Origin of the sequence: Nitratireductor luteus, from assembly GCF_026162365.1 — a bacterium.
GTDB lineage: Bacteria > Pseudomonadota > Alphaproteobacteria > Rhizobiales > Rhizobiaceae > Chelativorans > Chelativorans luteus.
In genome coordinates this window covers 173,778-192,958 of the sequence record NZ_JAOANW010000001.1, presented here as the reverse complement: position 1 = coordinate 192,958, position 19,181 = coordinate 173,778, and the positions used below count along the sequence as shown (strand labels likewise).

General features: G+C 62.7%; 17 protein-coding genes, 1 tRNA gene and 1 pseudogene. 9 read left to right on the top strand and 10 right to left on the bottom strand.

The genetic code is table 11. The annotated features are described in order from the left end of the window. Window positions 1–207: 207 nt before the first annotated feature. From N1058_RS01005 to N1058_RS00985, 5 genes are all read right to left on the bottom strand, one after another. Window positions 208–756, bottom strand: a complete 549-nt coding sequence (locus tag N1058_RS01005; protein WP_265515616.1) for a dihydrofolate reductase family protein — start codon at window positions 754–756, stop codon at window positions 208–210. 227 nt (window positions 757–983) lie between these two features. Further along, window positions 984–1,910 (bottom strand): SRPBCC family protein, encoded by a 927-nt coding sequence (locus N1058_RS01000; protein ID WP_265515615.1) that lies wholly within the window; start codon window positions 1,908–1,910, stop codon window positions 984–986. After that, window positions 1,907–2,248, bottom strand: a complete 342-nt coding sequence (locus N1058_RS00995) for an ArsR/SmtB family transcription factor (RefSeq protein ID WP_265515614.1) — start codon at window positions 2,246–2,248, stop codon at window positions 1,907–1,909. Before N1058_RS00995 ends, N1058_RS01000 begins: the two co-directional genes overlap by 4 nt. Before the next feature lie 161 nt (window positions 2,249–2,409). Further along, entirely contained in the window at window positions 2,410–3,516 is a 1,107-nt protein-coding gene (locus N1058_RS00990; RefSeq protein WP_265515613.1) for a pyridoxal phosphate-dependent aminotransferase, read from the bottom strand. Between the two features lie 50 nt (window positions 3,517–3,566). Further along, window positions 3,567–4,754: a serine hydrolase domain-containing protein gene (locus tag N1058_RS00985; protein WP_265515612.1), complete on the bottom strand. Its 1,188-nt coding sequence runs from the start codon at window positions 4,752–4,754 to the stop codon at window positions 3,567–3,569. Window positions 4,755–5,277: 523 nt separating this feature from the next. Here N1058_RS00985 and N1058_RS00980 point away from each other — a divergent pair. Both N1058_RS00980 and N1058_RS00975 read left to right on the top strand, forming a co-directional pair. Beyond that, window positions 5,278–5,688: a DUF3024 domain-containing protein gene (locus tag N1058_RS00980; RefSeq protein ID WP_265515611.1), complete on the top strand. Its 411-nt coding sequence runs from the start codon at window positions 5,278–5,280 to the stop codon at window positions 5,686–5,688. 24 nt (window positions 5,689–5,712) lie between these two features. Next, window positions 5,713–6,850 (top strand): annotated as a pseudogene (locus N1058_RS00975) (hypothetical protein). A gap of 22 nt (window positions 6,851–6,872) precedes the next feature. Here N1058_RS00975 and N1058_RS00970 read toward each other — a convergent pair. Next, window positions 6,873–6,962 (bottom strand) — tRNA-Ser (locus tag N1058_RS00970). Window positions 6,963–7,512: 550 nt separating this feature from the next. On the opposite strand from N1058_RS00970, the gene N1058_RS00965 reads away from it, so the two are divergent. Continuing rightward, the gene (locus N1058_RS00965; protein ID WP_265515610.1) at window positions 7,513–8,616 is read left to right on the top strand and encodes a porin; all 1,104 of its coding nucleotides are present in this window, start codon (window positions 7,513–7,515) and stop codon (window positions 8,614–8,616) included. A 101-nt stretch (window positions 8,617–8,717) separates the two neighbouring features. Here the strand turns inward: N1058_RS00965 and N1058_RS00960 are convergent, their stop codons facing one another. Both N1058_RS00960 and N1058_RS00955 read right to left on the bottom strand, forming a co-directional pair. After that, window positions 8,718–9,614, bottom strand: a complete 897-nt coding sequence (locus N1058_RS00960; protein WP_265515609.1) for an alpha/beta fold hydrolase — start codon at window positions 9,612–9,614, stop codon at window positions 8,718–8,720. Window positions 9,615–9,675: 61 nt separating this feature from the next. Then, on the bottom strand, window positions 9,676–11,733 hold the full coding sequence (locus N1058_RS00955; protein ID WP_420847926.1) for a lytic transglycosylase domain-containing protein: 2,058 nt from the start codon (window positions 11,731–11,733) through the stop codon (window positions 9,676–9,678). A 375-nt stretch (window positions 11,734–12,108) separates the two neighbouring features. Here N1058_RS00955 and dapA point away from each other — a divergent pair, with 375 nt between their 5' ends. After that, window positions 12,109–12,990, top strand: a complete 882-nt coding sequence (gene dapA, locus N1058_RS00950; RefSeq protein ID WP_265515607.1) for a 4-hydroxy-tetrahydrodipicolinate synthase — start codon at window positions 12,109–12,111, stop codon at window positions 12,988–12,990. Between the two features lie 58 nt (window positions 12,991–13,048). Further along, the gene (gene smpB, locus N1058_RS00945) at window positions 13,049–13,522 is read left to right on the top strand and encodes an SsrA-binding protein SmpB (protein ID WP_265515606.1); all 474 of its coding nucleotides are present in this window, start codon (window positions 13,049–13,051) and stop codon (window positions 13,520–13,522) included. Between the two features lie 62 nt (window positions 13,523–13,584). Here smpB and N1058_RS00940 read toward each other — a convergent pair whose 3' ends face one another. Both N1058_RS00940 and N1058_RS00935 read right to left on the bottom strand, forming a co-directional pair. After that, entirely contained in the window at window positions 13,585–14,253 is a 669-nt protein-coding gene (locus N1058_RS00940) for a uracil-DNA glycosylase (protein WP_265515605.1), read from the bottom strand. After that, window positions 14,250–14,837, bottom strand: coding sequence for a LabA-like NYN domain-containing protein (locus N1058_RS00935; protein WP_265515604.1), 588 nt, complete (start codon window positions 14,835–14,837; stop codon window positions 14,250–14,252). The genes N1058_RS00940 and N1058_RS00935 overlap by 4 nt, the downstream gene beginning before the upstream one ends. Before the next feature lie 332 nt (window positions 14,838–15,169). Here N1058_RS00935 and rpoZ point away from each other — a divergent pair, with 332 nt between their 5' ends. From rpoZ to acpS, 4 genes are all read left to right on the top strand, one after another. Further along, window positions 15,170–15,568 carry a DNA-directed RNA polymerase subunit omega gene (gene rpoZ, locus N1058_RS00930; protein WP_265515603.1) on the top strand — a complete coding sequence of 133 codons (399 nt, stop codon included), beginning with the start codon at window positions 15,170–15,172 and terminating at the stop codon, window positions 15,566–15,568. 131 nt (window positions 15,569–15,699) lie between these two features. Continuing rightward, window positions 15,700–17,946: a RelA/SpoT family protein gene (locus tag N1058_RS00925; RefSeq protein ID WP_265515602.1), complete on the top strand. Its 2,247-nt coding sequence runs from the start codon at window positions 15,700–15,702 to the stop codon at window positions 17,944–17,946. 260 nt (window positions 17,947–18,206) lie between these two features. After that, complete coding sequence (locus tag N1058_RS00920; protein ID WP_265515601.1) at window positions 18,207–18,749, top strand: DUF2062 domain-containing protein; 543 nt, start codon at window positions 18,207–18,209, stop codon at window positions 18,747–18,749. Then, window positions 18,749–19,150, top strand: coding sequence for a holo-ACP synthase (acpS, locus tag N1058_RS00915; RefSeq protein ID WP_265515600.1), 402 nt, complete (start codon window positions 18,749–18,751; stop codon window positions 19,148–19,150). The genes N1058_RS00920 and acpS overlap by 1 nt, the downstream gene beginning before the upstream one ends. Window positions 19,151–19,181 lie beyond the last annotated feature (31 nt).

Sequence of the window (19,181 nt, the reverse complement as noted above, 5' to 3'; positions counted from 1 at the left end):
CTTGGAGTAAGGTCGAGCCACCAATGTTTGGCGGTCGAGCGCCCGCTCAGCTGTTCCAGTCTGCCCGCACCAACCTACAAGCGGCCATTCGCAGATTTAAGGTGATGGCCGCTACGCCCCCTTGGCCGCCGACCGTCCGGAGCGCGCCGCTTCCCCGGACCCTCCCATTTCGACAGGCCCAGTTGATGGGAAATAGCGGATCGATCGTCACTGTCTGCTCTCCGGCGCGTAATGGAGGATGACGACACCTGACTTGAGCGTCCTCGTTTCCAGGTGCTTCAGGGGTATCCGGTTCGGGCCGCCCTTGAAGAGCGGCGTGCCTCTGCCGAGAATGACGGGGTTGATCCCGAGGTGATACTCGTCGATCAGGCCGTGCTCCATCAGCGTCGCCGTGAGGTCGGCGCTGCCGAACACGAAGATGTTTCCGCCGTCCCTGGTCTTCAGCTTGGAGACTTCTTCCGCGACATTGCCGTTGAAGAGCTTCGTGTTGTTCCAGTCGGCGCTTTTCAGCGTGCGCGAGAAGACCACCTTCTCAATTCCGTTCATGAAGTCCGCGATCCACCCCTGCTCGGATGGCCAATGGGCTGCCATGAGCTCATAGGTCACGCGGCCGAAGATCAGCGTGTCGGCCTTTTCCTGGGTCTCACGAATGTAGGTCTCGAGTTCTTCTTCGAAGGCGAACCAGCTGATGTCCCTGTTCGGACCTTCGAAGAAGCCGTCGACGGTCACCATGTCCCATATGATCAGCTTTCGCATGGAACCCTCCTCTTCGTGCATTCCTTTGTGATTTCCCGGCCTCACCCCGCGAAACGGATGCGTGTGTTGGTGATCTGCCGGCTTCCGGGACCCCGGTCTTCTCCGCCTGACCGGCTCCAAGCCTATCTGACCGAAGAGGCGGATGCGGTCGCCGATGGCCGCGCGCGCGACAAGGATGAGGACTTCGCCCGCAGGTCCCAATTCGAGCCGGCGGGAAGCCGCAGCATTCAGCGGGATGCGACGAAGCGCTCCAGCTTGCCCAGGGTCTGCAGCCCCAGCTCCTCGGCGCCGAAGCCCTTCGCCTCCTGGAACTCGGCAGCCGTGCTGAATGCCATGCCCAGCGTTACCTTCGTTGCCCCGTCCTGATCCTCGAACGAGACCCAGGCGTCGGCATGTTTCGGCCCGTTTTCGCCCCAATGCAGCGTATAGCCGATCCTCTCCTCGGGCCGGACCTCGTTGTACAGGTGGTGGTTCGGGAAGACCGTGCCGTCAGGCGCGATCATGTCGAACACCCATTCGCCGCCGGTGCGCAGATCGATCCTTTTCGTGCGACAGGAGAAGCCTTCCGGCCCCCACCATTGCGGCAGCGTTTCAGCGTTCATCCAGGCGCCCCACACGATGGATCGCGGCGCCTGAATTACCCGCTGCAGCACCATGGTCCGTTCAGCCGTGCCCGCGAGGTTGTCCAGGCCGGCACTGAAGCCTTCCCGGTAGCCTGCCTCCATGTCCTCTGCCAACGAGGAAAGCTGCACCGTCACGACCAACCGGCTGCGCTCGTCCGCGCCTTTGAAATCGGCTGTCACCAGCGCTGCTGATTGCGTCACGCCTTCGGACGAGATCACTTCGTAGTTCACGCTGCACACCGCCGGCTGTAACGCCAGCCAGCCGCACTCGCAGCGGATGTCAGGCTGGCCCTCTACCTTGCAGAGCGAGACCTCGCGGCCGCCCACCCTGGTGTCGGCTTCGAGAAACTCCACGGCGACCGAGGGCGATGGCGCAGCCCAGATCGCCCGCGCGGCCGGAGCCGTCCATGCCTCCCACAAAACGGCCAATGGTGCGGCCATGTCCCGTTCGAAAGTGAGCGTGGCAAAGCGGCCCTTCCCATCGTCAGGCGCCGCACGGATCGCACTGTTTGCTGCGAGGTTCTGTGTCATTCTTCGCCTTCCTTCATCACATTCATCACAAATGCATCCAACCGGTCGAGCCGAGCCTCCCAGATGGCCCGCTGTTCGTCGAGCCATGTCCGCGCCGGATCCAGAGCCTCGGGTACGATGGCGCAGGTGCGTATCCGCCCGTCCTTGGACGTGGTGATCAATCCTGCCTCCTCCAGCACGGAAAGGTGCCGCATCACGGTGGGCAGCCGTAGTCCCGTGGGTCCGGCCAAATCCGTCACCCGCGCCGGTGTTTCGGCGAGCCGGGTCAGGATCGACCGGCGGGTCGGATCGGCGAGCGCGTGGAAGAGCAGCGAGAGATCAGGATCATGCTTAGCCATATTGCTAACTATGGCTCAATTTGACGGCGGCGCAAGCGAAAACTTCGTCAAGTGGCTAAGTTTTTTCCGCCCAAACGCGCGGAGTTCTTGGAGCAGGCGGCTTCCGTTGCCGAGTCCGCTGAGAATGGAGCGACGGCGGATCACGTTGAACTCATCCCGTACTATTCCACCGCCTTGAGCGCCTCCGGAAGTTTGGCTTCGAACACATTGATCTCTTCGGCAGGTCCCACACTGACACGGATGCAGCGGTCGATGCCCGGCGCCATGGGTTTGCGTACGAATACATCGCGCTTGCCCAACTCCTGCAGCACTTTCATGGCGTATGCGCCATCGCGGCCGCAATCCATGGTGACGAAATTGGTGGCGGAGATGAGCGGCGTCAGCCCGTTTTCGCTTGCGATACGGTAGAGGCGCTGCCGGCAGGCCTCCACCTCGCCGCATACCCAATGCAGATGCCCCTGATCCTCAAGGGCGGAAAGGGCCGCCTCCTGCGCCATCCGCGTCATGCCGAAATGGTTTCGCACCTTTTCGAAATTGCGGATTGTCTCCGCCTCGCCGATGGCATAGCCGCAACGCAGGCCCGCAAGGCCGTAGACCTTGGAAAAGGTGCGCATGCGCAGGACGTTGGGCCGCGAGATGTCGAGCGCGGGCAGGGTGCTTTGCGGCGCGGTCTCGCCATAGGCCTCGTCGAGCACGAACATCGTGGTGGGGGGCAGCGCATCGATGAAGTCCTCGACGGCATCGGCTTCCCACCACGTGCCCATGGGGTTATCCGGATTGGAGAGATAGACCAGCGGCGCGTTCTGGAGCTTCACCGCGTCCAGAAGACCCTCGAGATCCTCGCGGTCGTCGCGGTACGGCACCGTCACCAGCCGCCCGCCGAAGCCGGCGACATGGTAATTGAAGGTGGGATAGGCCCCGAGCGAGGTGACCACCGGCGCGCCCTGTTCCACATATTGCCGCACCACAAGGCCGAGCAGCCCGTCGATGCCTTCGCCGATGACGATGTTTTCGGCGCCGACGCTGAGATGCCGCGCCAGCGCGTTGCGCAGATCGTGGTTCTGGGCATCGCCATATTTCCACATCTGCGGCGCGGCCCCGGCCATTGCCCTGGCGACGGAGGGCGCCGGGCCGAAACCGTTCTCATTGGCGCCTAATCGGGCGCGAAACGGGCGGCCACGCTCGCGCTCCTGCGTTTCCGGCCCGACAAAGGGCACGGTTGCGGGTAGGGAGCGGACGAGCTCGGTGGGAGAAGGTCTTTCGGTCATGGCCCCGATGGTCGAATGGTTGATGGCTTTGTGGTTGGTAGAGCAATCGCCTAAAACATTCTAGCCAACTGTCTCAGCACCGAAATCTCAAGCTGCACCGCCGTATCCTCGCTGGGCTGGGGACGCGATGACGTCTTGGCAATGACGATGCCCGTTATGGGATCGGCCCATATATATTGGCCATGAATGCCTATTCCGCAAAACGAACCGTGGACATCGCGCGCCTGATACCAGCAGGAGCGGTAGGTGCCTTCCGGGAACGTTTCGAAGAAGTCGCCCTTCTCCCAGGCCTTGCGGTCGCCGGCCTCGCGCATGTCCGATATCCAGGCGGCGGGGATGAGCTGTTCGCCGGCCCGGCTTCTTCCGCCGTCGAGAACCAGTTGGCCGAACAGCGCCAGATCGCGCGGCGAGATGCAGATGCCGCCCGCCGCCCGCGCCGTGCCCTGACGGTCGACGGTGACGATTGCCGCGTCCTTCGCTCCCATCGGCTTCCAGATGCGCTCGCCGAGATAGTGATGAAGGCGCACGCACGTCGCCCGCTCGATTACCAGGCCGAGCATGTCGGTATTGGGCGAGGCGTAGTAGAAGCGCTCGCCATGCCCGCCCGTGCGCATGGCGAGCGTCGTCAGAAACGCTTCCATTGTCTCGGGGCGGGTATCCTCCCGTTCCGGGTTCCACAGCATGGCCCTGCGGTAGCGGTCAAAGGCGCCGCCGTCGTCGAGATATTCCTCGTCGAAATCAAGGTCCACGGTCATATCGAGAAGATCGCGCACGCGTGCGCTCGCGTAAGCGCTGTCTCCGGGGGTATCGACATAGGCTGCGACCGGCGCTTGCGGGTCGAGGACGCCGTCGCCCACGGCAACGCCGGCCAGCATGCCCGTCACCGACTTCGAGATCGAGAAAATGAGATGGGGGAGGGCAGGGTCGACATGATCGCCATGCCATTCGCCGATCACCGCGCCGCCGCGCATGATCACAAGGCTGTCGCTGTGCGAGCGGGCCAGATGGTCGAGAAGGCCGACCCTGTCGCCGTCAGGGTAGTTCAGCATGACGCCCGGCAGTGCCGGGCCGGTCGTATAGGGTCCGCCCGATGGCCCGGCGATTGCCGCCGCCGGCACGATCTCGCCCACATGCTGGAAGCTCCATCGCGAGTGGGGTGCGGTTCGCCAGTTTCGCAGCGTTATCGCGCGGCGTGCCAGCCACGATGCGTCCGGGGTGCCCTGCAATTGTGCATCCATTTTCGCGCCTCCTTCTGCTCTAGTACAGGAAGGGCGGCAATGGACGAAACGGGGCAGCGGTGCCGAAACGGCGGTCCAGATATGACTTGGAATCGGCACCCGCCACGGCATCGGCCCGAAAATCGGAATCGGTTTTCGCAAAGCACTATGCGTAGATTCAACGGCTTACAGCGTCCCTTGTGATGCACGGCGCATTAAAACAGGCGCAACTGCGTCCGCTTTCCTGGGCATTGCCTCAACCGCCGGGAACCCCGCGCTCGAGAACCACGATGCAGGAATCGCAGGTAAAGGAAGCTGGGAAGGGAAAGTCGGGCGCTATGGCGCAGAGCAGCAGGTTTTGCCAATCCTTTGAAGCTCGAAGAGCGCTGAGAATGGCGGGCCACGACGGATAGTGATGAGCACTACATTTACGCCCTATGACTGGGCGATCCGACGAGCGCGGCGCCTCGCGGCCACTACTCGACTCTTCCGGCGCCCAGCCTCGTGAGACAAACACCGAGAAAGACGAAAGCGGATCAGGGAAATGGCCAGAGCGAAACAGTGGATGCAAACGACCCGCGCGGCCCGCCCCAAGCTGCCGGATGACGCGGAAAAGCAAATGATCGTCGCGGCCTGCGAGGCCTTCATCGTCGACGTATTGAAGCCGCGCTTCCTGCCGCAGATCAGGCCGACCGAATGGAACTACGTGATTGACATCCACGGCGCGTGGGCGGCGGGGCGATACCGCTTCATGCAGCGGTACCGGTCGGGCATGGAACTCAATCGTGGCGAGGAGTTCGACGCGCCCTTCGCCCGGTTCGACCGCATGGGGCCGGACCGCTTCGATATCTACTGGATGCGGCACACCGGCAAATGGTGGCGGCTCCATAGCGGTGTGACGCTTGTCGAGGCGCTTCGAATCCTCGAAACGGATGGTGTCCTGCATCCCGTCTGATTCCCCGCCAAGGCGACCGTGACCATGAGCGAATACCAGTACTACGAATTCCAGGCCATCGACCGCCCGCTCGGCGGAGCGGATCAGGAAGCCCTGCGGGCCTTGTCCACCCGGGCGCGGATCACGGCCACCAGCTTCACGAACTCGTATGAATGGGGCGACTTCAAGGGCGATCCGGCCAGGCTGATGGAGAACTGGTTCGACCTGCATCTCTATCTCGCCAATTGGGGCTCGCGCCGGCTGATGATCCGTTGGCCGGTGCATCTGGTCGATCGCAACCTGCTCGACGCCTTCCTGGGCGAGGTCGATGGCGCAGAGTTGCGGCGCGCCGGGCAGAACCTGATCTTGGACACCGCCTTTGACGAGGTGGAAGCCGAGGATTGGGACGATGGCTCGGGCTGGCTGGCGGCGCTCGCACCGCTGCGCGCCGACGTGCTCGGGGGGGGACCTACGTTTGTTCTATCTCCTCTGGCTGAGCGCAGTCGAGGCGGACGTGTTCGAGCCTGACGAGCCGGAGCCTATGCCGGGCATCGGGCCGATGACCGGAGCGTTGGAAGCTTTCGCTGAATTCTTCGATATCGATCGCGACCTCGTCGCGGCGGCCGCAGAGCGCGGTGCCGACCCGCTGGCGGAAAAGCCGGCGTCATCGAAAGCAGTCAAGTCAGTCATCGCCGCGATGACCGACCCCGAAAGGACCTCCTTTCTTACGCGGCTGTTTGACGGCGACGCGCATGTCGGCAATGAGTTGCGCGCGCTCGTCCGCCATCGCTTGACCCCGCCAACGGATACCCCGGCCATCGCCGTGCGTACCGTCGGCGACTTGCGTGCGCGTGCCAAAGCGATCCGGCAGGCCGGCGAGCGCGCGCTGGCTGAAAAGGCGGCTGCCGAGCGGAAACGGCGCGAGGAGGAGACGGAACGGTTCCGCCGCGCCCGGCTCGACGCCATTGCCCGGCGGGGCGAGAACGTCTGGCGGGAGATCGAGACCGAGATCGAGCGCCGCAACGCGACCGGTTATGACAGGGCCACCAGCCTGCTCCTCGACCTGAGGGCGATCTCCAAGGAAAAAGGCGCGCCCGAGGACTTCTTACGCCGCCTGCAGGAGATACGAAACCGTCATGCGCGGAAGGAGCGGTTAATCGAATGGCTGGCGAAATTGGGATAGCGTAGTGCGCTCTGGCGTAGGGTGGCGGAGAGGAAGGGATTCGAACCCTCGAGACGGTTGCCCGTCTACTCCCTTAGCAGGGGAGCGCCTTCGACCACTCGGCCACCTCTCCGTTCGCAGCGCTGGATAAAGAAAAGCGCAGCCACAATCAACACGCATATGCGTTCATTCGCAATTATTGGCCCACAACCGAATCGGATGGCACGATGGTGGATGAGACAAAACCTGACGCCGTTCACAGGCCGGCTACTGTCGAACGCTGCGCCATTGAGGATGGAGACTGCTTCAACGGGGATGGAACGCGCAAGGGAGGCAGGAGCTGGGCCAACGCCCGCCGATTCGTCGCAGGGATCGAGATTCGCGGCGAACCAGTGGTTCTTAAAGGAGGACGGGGCCTGATCGGGCCTCCAACGGTTAACAACTTCTTTCCGTGGGGGGCATTTCCGTGGCATTTGTGCAACAGGCAGTCTTCATAGCGATGATGATGCGGCATGAATGCGGCAATGCCGGTTGAACCCGGCCCCGCCATGAGTAATGTCGCTCTCGAAGAAGACGCGCCGGGTGCGTGCCTTTTTCATGTATCGGGGATGGGGCAGGGAACGCTGTCCTTCAGCAATAAATACCCAGACCCTTATTTAAGAACTTTGACTGGAGGTCAGAAAATGAAGATCAAGAGCCTTCTCATTGGCTCCGCGGCGATCATGGGTGGCGTATCCGCCGCTCAGGCAGCCGACATGGTTGTGGTTCCAGAGCCGGAGCCCATGGAATATGTCCGCGTCTGTGACGTCTACGGCGCTGGCTTCTTTTACATCCCGGGCACCGAGACCTGCCTGAAGATCGGCGGCATGGTCCGTTATCAGATCGGTTTCTCGGACGGTGACTTCGGTGACAACAACGGCTGGCGCAAGTATGCCCGCGGCGAACTCAACATCGACGCCCGCTCGGAGACCGAATACGGCACGCTCGGCGCATTCATCAAGTTCCGTGGCACCACCTCTTCAGACGAGCCGCTTATCATTCCCGGCCTGAACGAAGGTGATGCATATTCGCAGGGGATCACAGGCTCGGGCGTGAACCTGCAGCAGGCGATCATCTCGCTGGGCGGTCTCTCGCTGGGTGTGAACGACTCGATCTGGGATACCGGTCTTTCCGGCGAGCAGGACGTGGGCTTCTTCCCGTACTCCCGCGTTCACTTCATCAACTACACCTTCGACGCTGCCAATGGTGTGTCCTTCGCGGTCTCTCTTGAAGAAGCTGACCGTGACTACGACTACACGCCGAATGTGGTTGGCCGCGTGGGCGTGACCCAGGGCTGGGGTAGCGCAGACCTTTATGCTGCCTACGACGCCACGGGTGAAGAATACGCAGTCAAGGGTATCGTCAAGGCGAACCTGTCCAGCAATATGTGGCTGGGCGTGCTTGGCCAGTACGAAAGCGGCATCAGCTACTACTCGGTCAATCCGTTCGATGACATCGGCTCCACCGGCCTGTCCTTCCACACCGGTGCTGAGTGGTCTGCCGCAGCTGAACTCGGCTACAAGTTCACGCCGAAGCTGAAGGCCTCGCTGGGCGGTTCCTACTACAGCAACATCGGCCACGACACCGACGTCAATGCCTGGAAGCTCGGCACGACAATCGACTACGCCATCGTCGAGAACTTCAATGCCAAGCTGGCCGTCAACTACACCAAGTTTGACGGAACTGTGCTGGGTGTTGAAGACCCGAACCAGTGGACGGGCTTCCTCCGTCTGCAGCGGGACTTCTAATATCGGTTAGAAGAACGTCTCAGGAGACCCGGCGAGCTTGCTCGCCGGGTTTTCTTTGTGCTTATGAATGATAGGCGTGAGGGCCGGGCGGTTCCCAGGCGCTATACTTTTCCGGCGCGCTCGGCCTTCGACAGGAAAGTGCCGATTCGGCGGGGTAGGCCGCCCGTCTCAAGCAGCGGCGCATGGCCTTGCCCCTCGACCGTCAGCGCTTCCAGTCGGGGATGCCGCCGCTCCATTTCGTCGAGCGTTTCACGCGACAGAAGCTTCGAGTTTGCGCCGCGCATGGCCAGGACCGGCACCGAACGCAGCCCTTCGAACTGCGGCCAGAGGGTGGGCAGCGGATTGTTGAGGTCGACGAGCTTGAGCGTTTTCAGGAGTCTGGGGTCGAAATCCGCGACAGGACGCCCGCTTTCGGCAGACCTGTAGAGCGCCCGCGTCTGGCGCTCCCAATTCTCCTGCGTCAGCGCCGAGAACGCATCGCCGTGCACCGCACGCTGCAGCCGCACCGCCTCGTCGATGCTGGCGGGCGTGGGTGCGTTTTCCAGGTAGCTGCGGATATGAGCGAGCCCGGCACCTTCGATCACCGGGCCGATATCGTTGAGCACCGCTGCCTTGATCAGCGCCGGACGCATCGCTGTCAGCGCCATGACGATGAGCCCGCCGCGCGAGGTGCCGATGAAGCTGGCGTGCTCCACGTCGAGCGCCGTTAGCCCGGCGGCGACATCGTCGGCCTCCACCGGCACGGCGTAGTTTTGCCAGTTGGGATCGTAGCTGGACCGGCCGCGGCCGCGATAATCGAAGGCGATGAGCTGCCGCGGCCGCTTTTCGTCCTTCGAAAGGATATGTGCCAGCGCCTCGAAATCCCGCGCATTGCGCGTCAGCCCCGGCAGGCAGACTACCGGCCACGTGCCGGGGGAGGGTGCGCCGTAGATCCGCGCATGCAGTTTGAGGCCATCCTTGGCAGAATAGAAGAAATCGCGAAAGTTATCGTCGCCCAAAGCCCTTGCCCCCTCGAACTTGCAATCGCTGGGCTCCCGACAATGCAACGTCCGGCAGTCCTCAACGCCCCTTCACAAGATCCTGCTCGACGGTGAACTGCCCCGTCAGGCGCATCTTGTAGACCTGATAGTTCTCCATGACACGCTGAACATAGTTGCGCGTTTCGGTATAGGGAATGCGCTCGATCCAGTCGACCACCGCGTCGACCGGCTTTCCGCGCGGGTCGCCATAGCGCTCCGCCCATTCCGATGCCCGGCTCGGGCCGGCATTGTAGCCGGCGAAAGTCAGAACGTAGGAGCCGTCGAACCGGCCGAGTTGCTCCGACAGGTAGGCCGCGCCGAGGGTGGCGTTGTAGCCGGCGTCGCTGGTCAGCTTGGAGGCGGAAAAGGGCAGGCCGTTCTTGCTGGCCACCGCCCTGGCCGTGGACGGCATCAACTGCAGGAGGCCGCGCGCGCCGGCGCTGGAAACCGCACCCGCATTGAACTCGCTTTCCTGCCGCGCAATGGCATAGGCCAGCGCCTTGCCTGCGCCCGTGACCGAGGCGCTGGCCGGGATGGCGCCAATCGGATGGGCCAGCGTGCCGATGTCGAGGCCGCGCGCCGCCGCCATCTTGCCGATGCGTAGCGCCAGGTAGTGGTCGCCTTGCCGCTTCGCCGTCGCCGCGAGCAGGGCTAGCTCGCCGGTGCTGTTCAACTCCTGCGCCAGGTCGCGATAAAGGATCCGCGCGCGCTCCTGGTGACCCGCTTTCTCAAGGCGATCGATCGCGCGCACGGCCTCGCGCACGGAAAAGTTCTTGCGATCCGTCGCCGTGGGTTTCGGATAGGCGGCTTCGAGCCTGGCGCGGCCAAGCTTGGCGGTGGCAAGCTGCCCGTAAAACGCCGTGCCATAGGCCGCAGCCTTGCCGTAGAAGCTCGCCGCGTTGCCGCCGCTGCCCGCTTCCGCGGCGCGGCCAAGCCAATAGAACGCGCGCGCCCGCGAGATGGGCCCGTCCGCGACCTCGGCGATGCGGGAGAAATGGCGGGCCGCACGCTGCGCGTTGTCGAGGAAGCGTAGCGCGTACCAGCCGGCGTGGAATTCGGCGTCGGCTATCGTGGCCGCGTTGCCGCCCGCCTGCGCGGCGGCGATGCGGTAAGCGGTCTGTGCATCGTCGATATCGATGAGTTCGCGGGACAGGGCCCGCCGCTCGAACCACCATTCGTCGGGGTCGATCGCCCGCGTTGCCTCGCGATCCACCGAAAACACCACCTGCGCGGCTTCCTTGAAGCGCTCCGTCCGCCGCAGGTAGCGCGCCCTGGCGAAATGGTAGCCCGCCGTACGCTGGTCCGCCGGTACCGCGTCGAGCAGCTTTCCGGCGTTCCTTTCGTTGCGGATGACGGCTGCCCAGGCTTTGGTCAGCGCTTCGCCGCCCGCGCGTTTGGCCACGCGCTCGGCCGAGCGCACCCTGTCGTCATAGAGCATCCGCTCCATGCGATAGCGGTGGTCGGCTGCCGGAATGATCCGGCCGAACTCACGCAGGATGGCCGCTTCCTCCCTCGCACCGAGCTTCTCGACCCGCCAGAAGGGGGAGAGCACGGCGCGCGCGGCGGCCATGTCGCCAAGCTCAACATGCGCCCGCGCCAGTGCGACGGTACCTTCATACGTGGTCGGCTGCGTGTTCTGGAAGGCTGCGATGACCTCTCGCGCCGGCGGCTGCTCACGATAGAGCGCCCGTTCGCTGCTGGCGCGCAACCTCTCCATGCCGGGCCAGTCGGCCAGGTCCCGTGCCGTCTCAGCGATATCGAGGCTTGGTACGCCGTGGCCGGTCGACAGTGCGACCGCCCAAGCCAGGATCTTGCGGTCGAGCGATTTGGGCTTCAACTTGTCGCGGATAGCCCGTGCCGAGGCCGTATCGCCACCCGACAAGGCGTCGAGCCCCTGCTTCAGCGCTGCGATATCGTCCTGCTTCAGCAGTCCCGAAGTGGCGAAGGGAATGGTTGCCGTCACCGCGGCGCGGTCGAGCGGGGCGTAGGGGCGCGGCTCGGGCACGGGCGCGCTCTGCGGCAGCTCGAAAGCCCCGACGCTACCGGTCAGCGAGAGCAGGAGGGCGAATGCGCCGACTTTAGAGCGCTGTGCGTCCATTCGGACGCACAAGGGACGCGCCAGCTTGAAGCTACGCATCGTGCTTTCCGGAAATGGATTCCAATTTTCGGGTCGATGCCGTTGAAGACCAGTACTGCACGCGTTTCATCCTCGAAACCATGGTGGCTGCCGAACGGGCTGGGCCCCGGCGTTATTGTTCTCGCGGCAGCTTCCCCCGAATCTAAAGGGTTTGCGTGAAGGGCCCGTTAACGAAAGGTTAGCGTGGGCGGCCGCTCTGTGCCAATAAGCACCCGCTTCGTTGTTCTTGCCGCCATTCGATGGCGAGACTATGGTGCCGCGCTTCGCAATGGGCTAGAAGCCGGCAATATAGCGGCCAACGGGCCGTATCAAAAGGAATACGAGGAGTTTCGGTCAATGTTCAGGGGGTCCATAACAGCGCTCGTGACGCCGTTCAACAAAGACGGCAGCCTGGACAAAAACGCCTTCAGCTCTTTCGTCGAATGGCAGATCGAGGAGGGCTCGACCGGGCTCGTTCCGGTAGGCACGACGGGCGAGTCGCCGACGCTGACCCATGACGAGCACCGTGAGATGGTCAGGCTGTGCGTGGAAGCCGCCGCCGGCCGCGTTCCGGTGATCGCCGGCGCGGGATCGAACTCGACGCGCGAGGCGATCGGTTTCGTGGAGCATGCGGAGACAGTGGGCGCGGACGCCGTTCTGGTGGTCACGCCCTATTACAACAAGCCCAACCAGCGCGGCCTGTACGAGCATTTCGCGGCGGTGGCGCGCTCCACCAGTCTGCCGATCATCATCTACAATATACCGCCGCGCTCGGTCATCGACATGCTGCCGGAGACGATGGGCCGCCTTGCCGCCGACTTCTCCAACATTGTCGGCGTGAAGGATGCGACGGCCAAGATCGAGCGGGTATCGGAGCAGCGGCTCGCCTGCGGCAAGGATTTCATTCAGCTCTCCGGCGAGGATGCCTCGGCGCTGGGCTTCAACGCGCATGGCGGCGTGGGAGCCATCTCGGTGACGGCCAATGTGGCGCCGCGCCTTTGCGCCGAGTTCCAGGAATCCACGCTCAATGGCGACAAGGAGAAGGCGATCGACCTGCAGGACCGCCTGATGCCGCTGCACAAGGCGCTTTTCATCGAACCTGGGCTTTGCGGCGCAAAATACGCGCTGTCGCGCCTCGGCAAGGTAGAGAACACCGTTCGCCTGCCGCTCGTGCCCGTGGAGGCTTCGACGGCGGAGCGCATCGACGCGGCGATGAAGCACGCCGGGTTGATGAACTAGAGCGATTCCAGGAAAAGCGGGGTGCTGAACGAACGCGCCCCGCGCGCATTGGGAATTCATGGCCAAGGAAAAGAACCCGAACATCAAGACGGTCGCGGAAAACCGCAAGGCGCGTTTCTCCTACGAGGTGGCCGACACGCTGGAGGCCGGCCTGGTGCTGACCGGCACCGAGGTGAAATCGCTGCGCGAGGGACACGCCAACATCCAGGAATCCTACGCCTCGGTCGAAGGCGGGGAGTTGTGGCTGATCAACGCGCATATCCCGGAATATTTCGCCGGCAACCGCTTCAATCACGAGCCGCGCCGCAGGCGAAAGCTGCTGGTCTCCAAGAAGGAGATCGCGCGGCTTTCCCAGGCGGCGGACCGCGAAGGCATGACCATGGTGCCGTTGAAGATGTATTTCAACGAACGCGGCATCGCCAAACTCCAACTGGCGGTCGCCCGAGGCAAGAAGCTTCACGACAAGCGCGAGACCGCGAAGCAGCGCGACTGGAACAGGGAGAAGGCGCGGCTGTTGAAGGAGAAGGGATGAATAGTGAATAGGATTGGTCGGGGATGTTTTCTCTGGGCAAGTCGAACACGGAGAGGGACCATTCACCATTCACCTAAAAACTCCCTCACCCTCCCGAACACCTCCACGAACATCTCTTCCGTCAGCCGTCCCGTATTCGTGTTGTAGCGCGAGCAGTGGTAGGAGGCGAACAGGCGCAGCCGGCCGCCGTCATGCTCGCATCCATGGCTGAAGGGATAGTCCTTCACGGCGAGCCCCAGCGCGCGGACGGTGGACTGGTGTGCGATGGTTCCGAGCGAAACGATGGCTTTGAGATTGGGAAAGCGCTCTATCGTCGGCATGAAGTAGTGCTGGCGGCAAGTGCGTATCTCGCTGCCGACAGGCTTGTTTTCCGGCGGCACGCAGCGCACGGCATTGGTGATGGCCGTGTCGACCAGTTCCAACCCGTCGTCCGGCCGCGCGTCGAAGCGTCCCCGGGCGAAGCCGAATCGCTCAAGCGTGCCATAAAGCAGCGTTCCCGCATAATCGCCGGTGAAGGGTCTTCCCGTGCGGTTGGCCCCGCGCACGCCCGGCGCGAGCCCGACGATCAGAAGCCGTGCCTTTTCATCCCCTTCGGCGGGCGCGAAGGTGGGGACGGGTGCGTTGTGCCATTCGGGCTCGCGCGCGCGCCATTCGGCAATGAAATCATGCAGGCGCGGGCAAAGGGGACAGTCTCTCGGCGGCTCGCTGCCGCCCTGGTATAAGATGCTCATTCATCAATATCGTTGTTCTCAAAATCATCGGTCTCGGGGCGACGAAGCGGTCTTTCCGAGGGGTCGCGGCCGATTTCCGCCTGAAGCGATGCAAGGTCGATATAATTATCGGCCTGCCGGCGCAATTCGTCCGAAATCATCGGCGGCTGCGACTTTATGGTGGACACGATGCTGACCTTGCGGCCCTTGCGCTGCAGCGCTTCCACCAGCGTCCGGAAATCGCCGTCACCCGAAAAGAGGACATAGTGATCGACGACATCGGATAGCTCGAGCGCATCGATGGCCAACTCGATGTCCATATTGCCCTTGATCTTGCGGCGGCCGGTGGAATCGGTGAATTCCTTCGCCGGCTTGGTCACGACCTTGTAGCCATTATAATCGAGCCAGTCGATCAACGGTCGGATGGAGGAGTATTCCTGATCCTCCACAAGGGCGGTGTAGTAGTAGGCGCGCAGAAGATAAGCCTTCTGCTGAAAGCTGGACAAAAGCTTGCGATAGTCGATATCGAAACCGAGCGATCTCGATGTGGCGTAAAGATTAGCCCCGTCGATAAACAGAGCGATCTTTTCGCGAGGGTCAAACATGTTCAAATATCCTTCGTGGCAATTGGCTGCGCAGGCAAAACCGGAATGCGCCATATTGCTGTCGGCGCATGTTCCGTCCAGCATATCTGCTGACATAGTGCGAACTTGTTTTCATTCCAATGCCAATTAAATTCTAAAGGTCAATCATGGTTGATGTGAATCTTGATTTAGGCGGTGGGAAAAGCCGTACGGCATGGATTGGTTCCCCGCTGAGGAGAGGCGTTGGTGCGCGGCCTTATGCCTGCTTGAGGCGAAATTTCTTGAATCTCGCGCGCCAAAAAGCTATGGGACCGCAAGATTTCCGGAAATTCCAAGCATGAAAGGGGCAAGCCATGGCCCGTGTTACCGTTGAGGACTGCATCGACAAGGTCGAAAATCGTTTCGACCTCGTTCTGCTTGCAAGCCACAGGGCGCGCCAGATATCGCAGGGCGAGGCGATCATGGTGGATCGCGACAACGACAAGAATCCTGTCGTGGCCTTGCGCGAGATCGCCGACGAGAGGCTGTCGCCGGGCGACCTGAACGAAGCGCTGATCCATTCGCTGCAGAAGCATGTCGAAGTCGACGAGCCCGAAGCAGACCTGCCGACGATCAACGATCAGGCGGAGACCGCCGCCGCCGAGGCCGACCGGCCCGAGGACGAGCCCATCTCCTTCGACCGCATGAGCGAGGAAGATTTGCTGGCCGGCATCGAAGGACTTGTGCCGCCTGAAAAAAGCGACGACTTTTAATCCAGTCGAAGCGCCGCCCTTTCGTGGCGGAGTTTTCATGCCTATTCTAGGAAAATGCGCCGCGCGGCCGACGTGGCGCATTTTTTGCGTTTGAAGACGGTCCACAGGTCCTAAATTGGGAGTCGTTGCCCATGATGCGTCAATATGAGCTTGTCGAGCGCGTGCAGCGCTACAAGCCCGACGTGAATGAGGCGCTTCTCAACAAGGCTTACGTCTATGCCATGCAGAAGCACGGCCACCAGACGCGGGCCTCCGGTGACCCGTACTTCTCGCATCCGCTCGAAGTCGCGGCCATCCTCACCGACATGCACCTCGACGAGGCGACCATCGCGGTGGCGCTTCTGCACGACACGATCGAGGACACCAGCGCGACGCGCTCGGAGATTGACGAGCTTTTCGGCGACGACATCGGCAGCCTGGTCGAGGGCCTGACCAAGCTCAGGAAGCTCGACCTCGTCTCCAAGAAGGCGGCCCAGGCGGAAAACCTGCGCAAGCTCCTGCTGGCGATCTCGCAGGATGTGCGGGTGCTTCTGGTCAAGCTTGCCGACCGTCTCCACAATATGCGCACGCTCGACCATGTGCCGGTGCACAAGCGGCTGCGCATCGCCGAGGAGACGATGGAGATCTATGCGCCGCTGGCCGGCCGCATGGGCATGCAGGACATGCGCGAGGAACTGGAGGAACTGGCCTTCCGCTACATCAATCCGGAAGCCTTCCACACGGTCACCGAACGGCTTGCCGATCTTTTCGAGCGCAATCGCGGCGTCATCGGCGAGATCGAGAGCTCCCTTGCCGGACTGTTCGAGAAGAACGCGATCAAGGCAACTGTCAAGAGCCGCCAGAAGAAGCCCTGGTCCGTCTTCAAGAAGATGGAGACCAAGGCACTATCGTTCGAGCAGCTTTCCGACATTTTCGGCTTTCGCGTGATCGTGGACACGGTCGAGGATTGCTACCGGGCGCTCGGGGCGATCCATTCGACCTGGTCGATGGTGCCCGGCCGCTTCAAGGACTACATCTCCACTCCGAAGCAGAACGACTACCGCTCCATCCACACGACCATCGTCGGCCCGTCCCGCCAGCGCGTGGAACTGCAGATACGCACCCACGAGATGGAAACGGTGGCCGAGTACGGAGTGGCGGCCCACACGCTTTACAAGGATTTCGGCTCCAAGACGAAGGATGGCGGCCACAAGATCTCCAAGGATACCAACGCCTATGCCTGGCTGCGCCGAACGATCGAGGCGCTTTCGGAAGGCGACAATCCGGAGGAGTTTCTCGAAAACACCAAGCTGGAGCTTTTCCAGGACCAGGTTTTCTGCTTCACGCCGAAAGGCCGGTTGATTGCGCTGCCGCGCGGGGCAACGCCCATCGATTTCGCCTATGCGGTTCACACGGATGTGGGCGATACCTGCGTGGGCGCCAAGGTCAACGGCCGCATCATGCCCTTGATGACGGAGTTGAAGAACGGCGATGAGGTCGACATCATCCGCTCCAAGGCGCAGGTGCCGCCGGCTGCCTGGGAATCCGTGGTCGTCACCGGCAAGGCGCGCTCGGCCATCCGGCGAGCCACGCGCAATGCCGTGCGGAAGCAATATTCGGGCCTTGGCTCGCGCATTCTGGAACGCGCCTTCGAGCGCGCAGGCAAGCCGTGGAACAAGGAGTCGCTGAAACCCGTCCTGCATCGACTGGCGCGCAAGGATGTCGACGATGTGCTTGCCGCCGTCGGCAGAGGTGAACTGACCTCGCAGGACGTCGTCCACGCCGTTTTCCCCGACTATAAGGACGAGCGCGTCACCCAGAACCCGAAGGCCCGGGAAGAGGGTTGGTTCAACCTGCGTAACGCGGCCGGCATGCTGTTTCAGATACCGGGCCGTTCCTCGCGCAGGAAGTCCCGGCAGAACAAGGAGACAGCAATGGCCGGTGAGGGCGGTGCGCTGCCCATCCGCGGTGTCAGTGGCGATCTGCCGGTGCGTTTCGCGCCGGAAGGCGCGGTGCCGGGAGACCGCATCGTGGGCATATTGCAGCCCGGCTCCGGCATAACGATCTACCCCATCCAGTCGCCCTCGCTGACTGCGTTCGACGATCAGCCCGAGCGCTGGATCGATGTGCGCTGGGATATCGACGAGCATATGAAGGAACGTTTCCCGGCGCGCCTTTCGGTGACCGCGATCAACGAGCCCGGCTCACTTGCGGAAATCGCGCAACTGATCGCCTCAAACGACGCCAACATCCACATGCTGTCCATGGCGCGCACGGCGCCCGATTTCACCGAAATGATCTTTGATCTGGAGGTCTGGGACCTGAAGCACCTCAACCGGCTGATGTCGCAACTGAAGGAGGCGCCCTGTGTGTCGGAGGTGCGCCGGGTCAATGGCTGAGGAGTGGTAGTCGGAACAACGGGCGTGCCTTTGTCATTGCCTGTAATGGGACGCATCGCGCCGGAAAGTCATCGATCTGCCTTGCTCACACCGCATGGCGTTCTCTATATCTTGGCAGCTGGCTGGTATTGTCCATGGGAACGCAGTGTTAACAGGCAGGTTTTAGAATCGCCGGGGTGGGGTGCTCCGGTGGGTGGAATATGGCGGCAATGTTATTTCGACGCAGGAAAAGCGCTGATTTTTGGGAACGTTTGAGGACGATGGTCTGGCCGCGCCGGTCGTTCTGGCGGTCCGCCCAATATTTCACCAAGCGCGCTCTGCGCCTGCGCGCAACACCGCACGCCATCGCCGCAGGTATCGCCGCCGGCGCCTTCGCTTCGTTCTCGCCATTTCTCGGATTTCATTTTCTCCTGGCCGCTGCGCTGGCCTGGCTGGTAGGCGGCAACGTCGTGGCGTCGGCAATCGGCACTGCAGTCGGCAATCCGCTGACTTTCCCCTTCATCTGGGGCGCAACGCTGCAACTGGGCAAGGCCATGCTCCGTGGCGCTCATCCCGGCCCGCATGTGCCGGTGGATCTGGGCCGTGCGCTACGGCATCTGGAGTTCTCCCAGTTATGGGACCCCCTGATCAAGCCCATGGCCGTGGGCAGCTTGCCGCTCGGTTTGGCGGTGGCGTTGATATTCTATTTCCTGACGCGGTGGACAGTCGTCGCCTTCCGCGAACAGCGGCGCAAGCGGTTGGCCGAAAAAGCCCGCAGACGCGCCGAGATGCAATCGCGAACCGCACCGGCGGCGGCAGGCTGATGATCATCGGACTGGGCAGCGATCTCATCGATATCAGGCGCGTGGCCAAGACGCTGGAGCGCCACGAGCATCGCTTCACGCAGCGCGTTTTCACCGATATCGAGCGCGCAAAATCCGACCGCAGACGGGAACGAGCGGCATCCTATGCCAAACGCTTCGCCGCCAAGGAGGCCTGCTCAAAGGCGCTCGGCACGGGGATCTCGCGCGGCGTCTACTGGCGCGACTTGGGCGTGGTCAATCTGCCGGGCGGCAAGCCGACCATGGTGCTTACCGGCGGCGCGGCAGAACGCCTGCGCCAGATGCTGCCCGAAAGGCATCGCCCGCTCGTCCATCTGACCATCACCGACGATTTTCCACTGGCCCAGGCCTTCGTCATAATCGAGGCCGTGCCCGATTATTGACACACCGCCATGCTGCGGCCCTAGGGCGCGC